Origin of the sequence: Psychromonas sp., assembly GCF_047632995.1 — a bacterium.
GTDB lineage: Bacteria > Pseudomonadota > Gammaproteobacteria > Enterobacterales > Psychromonadaceae > Psychromonas.
On the sequence record NZ_JBLIEK010000148.1, the window covers coordinates 1 to 6,997 of the forward strand.

Below are 6,997 nucleotides of genomic sequence, written 5' to 3' on the forward strand. Positions count from 1 at the left end.
TTTCAAGTGCTTGTAAATCTTCATAACGACCTTTAAATTCGCTTTCTAATCTTTTTATAGTTTGTTCGCGCTGTGGAGACTGCTGCATAATTTTAGTTGGAAAAACCACGCCTATTTTTTTTGTTTCTTGGGCAGCGTTTGCTGTTGATAGCGAAACCATTGCAACGGCTAATGTGGCTGCTTTAAAAAATGTCTTCATTCTGTGACTCCATAATATAAAAAAGATAATAAAATAAAAAAGTAGCTAAACATATTAACGTATCAATATGCTATTTAGCTACTTTCTATCATATTTGTACATAAAAAATTAAAATGTTTGTCCAATATTAAATGAGAATACTTCGGTTCTATCACCTTCATACTCTTTTAACGGCAAAGCAAGCGTAAAGACAAGCGGTCCCATCGGCGATATCCAAGTAAGTTGTGTGCCTAATGAAGCACGTATTCTACCCGGTTTTGAATAATCACCAAAATAATCACAATTGTACGAACAACTCATTTGACTGTAAGCGTCATAATTAAATTCAGTATCCCAAGACTCGCCAGCATCAACAAACAGACTGCTGCGGACTTGTCTTGTGTAGGCTTCATCTAAAAATGGAACAGGGAAAATCAGTTCCGCACTAATCGTATATTTAGCGTTACCACCAACAGCACTATCAGTTAAAGTCAGTGTGTTATTACCGCTATTACTACCGATATACATAGCCCGTGGACCGACAGTGTTACTTGAGAAGCCGCGTAACGTTCGGTAACCACCAACATAGTAGTTTTCAAAGAAAGGCAATATTTGATCATTCCCTTCAAATTGTCCGTAACCATTTCCATACCCGGCTGATGCTCTTATTAATGTTGTCCAATCACCATCGTCTGAAATGCGTTGATAATTAGTAAAATCAAAATTAACTTTAAAATATTGTAAATCTGAACCCGGTACGGTCATTTTCGCCCAAAGGGTATGTTTCATACCTTGTGTTGCCAGTTGTCCTTTATCCAGACTATTTCTTGTCCACTTCGCAGAAAAATCAAAGTTTTGGAAATTAACAGCACCATCGGCGTCTAATTTTGACGCGTAGATATCCCAGAACTGGCTTAACTGCTCATAGGATTTCAACTGTGAAATACCGTTATTTTCCCAACCGACACTGAAACCTAATCGGTTTACTTCATTAACAGGAAATCCTGCATCTAAGCGCACACCGTAAGTGGTGTTGGTGTAATCGACAATATTCGCTTCACCCGCTTCAAATTTATCGTAAAAAATGCGACCGCCACCACTGACGCCATCTTTGGTTAGATAGGGGGTGGTGTAGTTGATATTTGCGTTAAGGCTATATTGGTTTGTTTTAGCTTCAAAACCTACTTTATCGCCAGAGCCAAGAAAGTTATTTTGTTGCACCCCTGCCGTCAAACTTAATCCTGATTCAGTACCAAAACCAACGCCCGCGTTAAAAGAGCCGGAAGCTTGCTCTTCCACATTAATATTCACATCGACGAGATCATCACTGATACGTTCAGTCGTGATATCCACCTTAGAGAAGAAACCTAAACGATTTAAACGTGCTTTTGAGGTTTCGATACTTTCACTTGATAACCAACCGCCTTCCATTTGGCGCATTTCTCGGCGTAAGACAACATCTTTGGTCGTTGTATTACCGGAAATATTGATATGGCGTACATAGCCTCTTTGGCCCGGTTCAATTGAGAAATTAACTACAACCGTATTCGTTTCATCATCAATTTCCGGGTAAGTTGTTATTTCGGGGTAAGCGTAACCTAAGCGGCCAAAGTATTTACGAATACTTTGCTCCGTAAAGACCACATCTGATGCAGCGTAAACATCGCCAGCTGAAAAAGGGACTAATGAAGCAATATCCGCATCATGCTTTAATAGATTACCTATAAATTTCACATCAGAAACTTTATAAACTTCACCTTCATCAAGATTAACAGTGACATAAACCCCTTTTTTATTGGGTGTTAATGAGACTTGTGTTTCTTCAATTTGAAAACGAATATAACCACGATCTAAATAATAACTTTTGATTACTTCTAAATCACCGGCTAGTTTTTGTTTCTGGTAATTGTCATCAGCAAAAAAATCCCACCAACCGCCTGAATCGCCAAGCGTTAAGCGTTTTAGCAGTTGTTGATCAGAAAAGATGGTATTACCAACAATATTTATCTGCTCAATTTTAGCGCTCAAGCCTTCGCGAAAAACAAACTGCAGGGAAGCGCGGTTACGTGGCAGAGTCGTGACAATAGTTTCAACCTGCGCACTGTATTTGCCGACACTGTGGTAAAAGTCTTCTAAGCTCTTGCCAATAGCGGCAAGCGTTGTTCTATCTAATGTTTCACCCACTTGTATTGATGATGATTTTAACGAATCTAAGATCTGCTCTTCTGTTAATTTATCATTACCCACCAATTCTACATTGCTGATCGTTGGGCGCTCTTTTACTTTAAAGATTAAAACATCACCTTCTCGAAATAGTTCGATTGAATCAAAGTGACTGCTTGCATAGAGTTTTTTTATTGCCTTTGCCAACTCATAGTCATCAATAAGATCACCTTCCCGAATGGGCAAACTTAATAAAGCAGCACCTAAGGTAACGCGCTGTAACCCTTCAAACTGTAAATCAGCAATAGTGAATTTTTCTGCGGCCGAAAACGATGAAAAACAGCTGCCCATTATCAGGGCTGATGTCAGTAGATATTTCTTAATCATTATATTTATTAATCCTTTACAACACCTATGGTTATTTGTGTGTTTTTATTTAGCCCGCTAAGTGCCGCTATTTTTTGGTATAAGCGCACGTTTTCACAGATTCGCAAAACGCTACGCGATTAAGATATCATCGTTATTTAAACAAGGTACGAATTTTATAAAGTTATAAATACATTTTCAACACAATGAGTCATCAATGACTGATTCGCTGCAATTTATAATAAATTAAAATCATTAAATATGGCGATAGTCATCAACACCATTAAAATTGCTGCGCCAATCCTAAATCCTATCTCTTGAATATTTTCTGGAATCGGTTTTCCAGTTATTAATTCGGCAAAGTAATAAAGCAAGTGCCCGCCATCTAATACAGGTAATGGTATTAAATTCATTAAACCTAAATTAACGCTGATTAACGCTAAAAACCCCAAAAAATAACCGATCCCGTAATCCGCACTCATTCCCGCACCCTTGGCAATAGAAACCGGACCACTCAGGTTGGTAACAGAAATATCCCCTGTTACCAATTTTATTAATGTATTAAACGTTAACTTGGTTAACTGTGCTGTTTTTTCAACACCTTTTATAAAGGAATTTACAGGTGAAAACTGTAACTTAACACGATATTCGTCAGGATAAGGATCAACGACAGGTGATACACCTATATATCCTTGTATCGAATCGGAACCTATCTTCCTTGCACCGGGTGTTAAGTTAATGGTTGTGACTATTGTGCCCCTTTCAATTTCAAGTTGCAGTTGTTGATTGGCATTTTTTTGGATCAGTTCAACAAATTCCTGCCAATCGGTTAATTTAACACCATTAATCGCACGTAACTTATCACCTACCTGCAGAGAAGCCTTATCACCAGCTTCACCTTTAACCAGATCAGCCACCTCAAGATGAATATCGGGTGTATAGGGAAGCAGTCCCAAACTGGTTATAATTGACTCTTTTTTAGGATCAAATGTCCAATTCTGCAATGAGACCTTAAACGTTTTTGTTAGTTCAATATTGCGCCTGTTTTTATCATCGCTTAATGGTGCAATAGTGATATTAAATCCGCTTTCACCTATTTGACTGACCAATTCAAGGTTAAGCGCTCCCAAGTCATCGACGCGCTGATCATTAATCGCAGTCACTTGAAAAGCGCCTTCATTTTTAATAATGCCCATGGGTGTGTCTTCAAGTGTTGTTTTTATAATAGGTTTCGCACTCTCAACACCAATCATAAACATCACAAAGAAGGCGACAACAGCCAATAAGAAATTGGCAATTGGCCCTGCTGAAACAATCGCAATGCGTTGCCAAACTGTTTTTTTATCAAAGGCGAACTGCTCTTCACCCGGCAGCAGAGGTGCCACTCGCCCATCCAGCATTTTCACATAGCCGCCCAGAGGAATAGCAGCAATGGCGAATTCAGTACCCAGTCTGTCCGTGTATTTAAAAAGGACTTTACCAAAACCGATGGAAAAACGCTGTACTTTTACCGCGCAGCGTCTGGCCACCCAAAAATGGCCGTATTCATGGATTGCCACTAAAATACTCAGGGTTACAATAAATGCGCCTAAATTCCATAATGTCGTTAACATAGAAGATCTCGTTTAATGAGTTGTCGTGCAGCCGCTTTAGACTCGCTGTCGATTTGCAATAAATGTTCAATTGAGTTGATTTGCTGAGTCTCACGGCTATTTAACACACGCTCAACAAGCTGCGAAATTTGGGTGAATTTTATCTGATTATTTAAAAAAGCCTCAACCGCAACTTCATTCACTGCATTTAAAGTGGTCGTTGCATGCTGGCCTTGGTAACACGCATCAATCGCTAATTTAAGACAGGGATAACGATTAAAGTCAGGCTTTGCAAAATTTAAATTAACGCCGGAGAAAAAATCAAAAGGCGCAACACCACTGTCGATGCGACTGCCCCCTCCCATTACATGAGCAATAGGAACGCGCATATCCGGATTGCCCATCTGCGCAATCACACTGCCATCTTTATATTGCACCATTGAATGAATAACAGACTGAGGGTGAATAACCACTTGTAACTGATCGACGCGCGCATTAAACAGCCAACGCGCCTCAATATATTCAAGCCCTTTATTCATCATGGTGGCAGAATCAATGGATATTTTTTGCCCCATTGACCAATTGGGATGTTTAACCGCTTGAGCCGGGGTTATCGCCTTAAAATCAGCCAGTTTTTTTTCTAAAAAAGGACCGCCCGAGCCGGTCAATAATATTTTTGCAACACCTTGCCCTTGCAGGTCGCAGGCACCGATACTGTTCTGCAACGTGCTTGATAATGCTTGATAAATAGCATTATGTTCACTGTCAACGGGCCACAGTTTCGCACCTGACTTTAGCACCGCCTCAATAAACAGTGCGCCAGACATAACTAACGCTTCTTTATTAGCAAGAAAAATCTCTTTCCCCGCTTCGACGGCCGCAAGTGTTGTTTTCAGACCAGCGCCGCCGACAATCGCGGCCATAACACTGTCAACTTCATTGCTGGCTAACAGTTGCAATAACTGCTCTTCATTATCGAGCAGCTGGCAGGGTGAATTTACCTGTTTAAGTAGCACGGTTAAACGTAAACGGCTCTTTTTGTCACTCATAGATACATATAAGGGAGTGAACTCTTGGCACAGCAAAAACATTTTATTAACGCTAGAAGATGCCGCTAGTAAAGTGATTTGATATAAATCAGGATTGGCTCGACAAACACTCAGCGTACTTGCACCGATAGATCCCGTTGCGCCCAAAATGGCCAGTTTTTTCATGACTAGCTAAGCCAAATTAGATAAATAACGGCAAAAACCGGCACCGCAGCGGTTAAACTATCTATACGATCTAAAATTCCACCGTGACCTGGTAATAAATTTCCGCTGTCTTTTAATCCCGCTTCCCGTTTGAAAATACTCTCGCTGAGATCGCCCAATGCAGAAACAATATTAGTGACAAAAGCGGCGACAAAGAAAACCACCATCTTTTCCGTGGGAATGGCAAAAAAGAGACTGGCAATAGAGGCGACTAGCATAGAGCTTACGAGTCCGCCCAAGAAACCTTCGATGGTTTTACCCGGGCTAACACTGGCGGCTAATTTATTTTTGCCGAATTTTTTACCGGTAAAATATGCGCCCGTATCAGCAGCCCATACCAATAAAAACACAAACATTAATAACTGCGCACCATAATAAACATTATCATCGATATTAACAGAGCGTAATAATACCATTCCCCAGAAAAAAGGAAGTAGTGTCAATAAACCAAATACGCCCTTAATAATTGGATTGTTTTTCCATAGCGAGGCGGTTTTTGGATAACTGATTACCATCAATAAGGAGAGGCACCACCATAGCGCCGCAACCGTTAACCCGCCGGAGATCAACGGATTGACAACACCCTCTGACCAAATCTGCGTAACAGGGATAAATAGTAATGTCGCACCGAGTACCGTAGCAAAAAGATAAAGGACTAAACTAGAGTGTTTTTTACTAACAAATCCGCCCCACTCTTTACTTGCCAATAAAAAAACAGCAGCACAAGACAGCATAAAAAATTTAAACGGCAAGAAAAAAATACCTGCTATTGCGATCGGAGCTAAAATCAAGGCGGTTATAATTCGTTGTTTCACAGAAATATCCTGTTAAATTCAATTGTAATTTCAATTTGACTCGGTTGCTTTCAAATTCACTTGATCGCTTGTTTGTCCAAAGCGACGTTCTTTACCTGAAAACAGATCAAGTGCTTTCTGAAAAGACAAAGCGTCAAAGTCAGGCCACAATACATCTGTAAAATAAAGCTCAGCATAAGCAAGTTGCCATAATAAAAAATTACTTATTCGATGCTCTCCACCCGTGCGGATCATCAAATCAACAGCAGGAAGCTTATGTAAAGTTATTGCGTTACTCAGTAGTTCTTCATTAATATCATCCGCATCTAACTCACCTGATGCAACTAATTTGGCTAATTTTCTGGTTGCCTGGGTTATATCCCAACGGCCACCATAATTAGCAGCAACATTAACCACTAAGCCGGTATTATCCTCAGTTAGCTTCTCAGCTTCAAAGACCTTTTTTTGTAAACGTTCACTGAAACCAGTTAATTCACCAATAATCTTTAATTTAATATTATATTTTTTTAATTTTTTTATTTCACTGCCCAGAACAGTAAAAAACAGCTCCATCAGCATATTAACTTCTTGGGCTGGCCGCTGCCAATTTTCACTGCTAAAGGCAAAGATAGTTAATGCTTTAATATTTTT

At 39.8% G+C, this 6,997-nt stretch carries 5 protein-coding genes and 1 pseudogene; all 6 read right to left on the reverse strand.

Going from position 1 to position 6,997, the window contains the following annotated elements; all coding sequences use genetic code 11:
- Positions 1-199 (reverse strand): annotated as a pseudogene (locus ACJAT7_RS16720) (OmpH family outer membrane protein); the annotation flags it as partial.
- 108 nt (positions 200-307) lie between these two features.
- Complete coding sequence (bamA, locus tag ACJAT7_RS16725; RefSeq protein ID WP_415227942.1) at positions 308-2,728, reverse strand: outer membrane protein assembly factor BamA; 2,421 nt, start codon at positions 2,726-2,728, stop codon at positions 308-310.
- Between the two features lie 215 nt (positions 2,729-2,943).
- A complete protein-coding gene (gene rseP, locus ACJAT7_RS16730; RefSeq protein ID WP_415227943.1) occupies positions 2,944-4,320 on the reverse strand; it encodes a sigma E protease regulator RseP in 1,377 nt (458 codons plus the stop codon).
- Positions 4,314-5,513: a 1-deoxy-D-xylulose-5-phosphate reductoisomerase gene (gene ispC, locus ACJAT7_RS16735; RefSeq protein ID WP_415227944.1), complete on the reverse strand. Its 1,200-nt coding sequence runs from the start codon at positions 5,511-5,513 to the stop codon at positions 4,314-4,316. The genes rseP and ispC overlap by 7 nt, the downstream gene beginning before the upstream one ends.
- A 2-nt stretch (positions 5,514-5,515) precedes the next feature.
- Positions 5,516-6,367 (reverse strand): phosphatidate cytidylyltransferase, encoded by an 852-nt coding sequence (locus ACJAT7_RS16740; protein ID WP_415227945.1) that lies wholly within the window; start codon positions 6,365-6,367, stop codon positions 5,516-5,518.
- 30 nt (positions 6,368-6,397) lie between these two features.
- The coding region (gene uppS, locus ACJAT7_RS16745; protein ID WP_415227946.1) for a polyprenyl diphosphate synthase at positions 6,398-6,997 on the reverse strand (600 nt) is incomplete at its 5' end.

Bases quoted from the DNA above. Each gene is read 5' to 3' on its own strand.
- rseP (WP_415227943.1), bottom strand. From the start codon at position 4,320: ATGTTAACGACATTATGGAATTTAGGCGCATTTATTGTAACCCTGAGT.
- ispC (WP_415227944.1), bottom strand. From the start codon at position 5,513: ATGAAAAAACTGGCCATTTTGGGCGCAACGGGATCTATCGGTGCAAGT.
- bamA (WP_415227942.1), bottom strand. From the start codon at position 2,728: ATGATTAAGAAATATCTACTGACATCAGCCCTGATAATGGGCAGCTGT.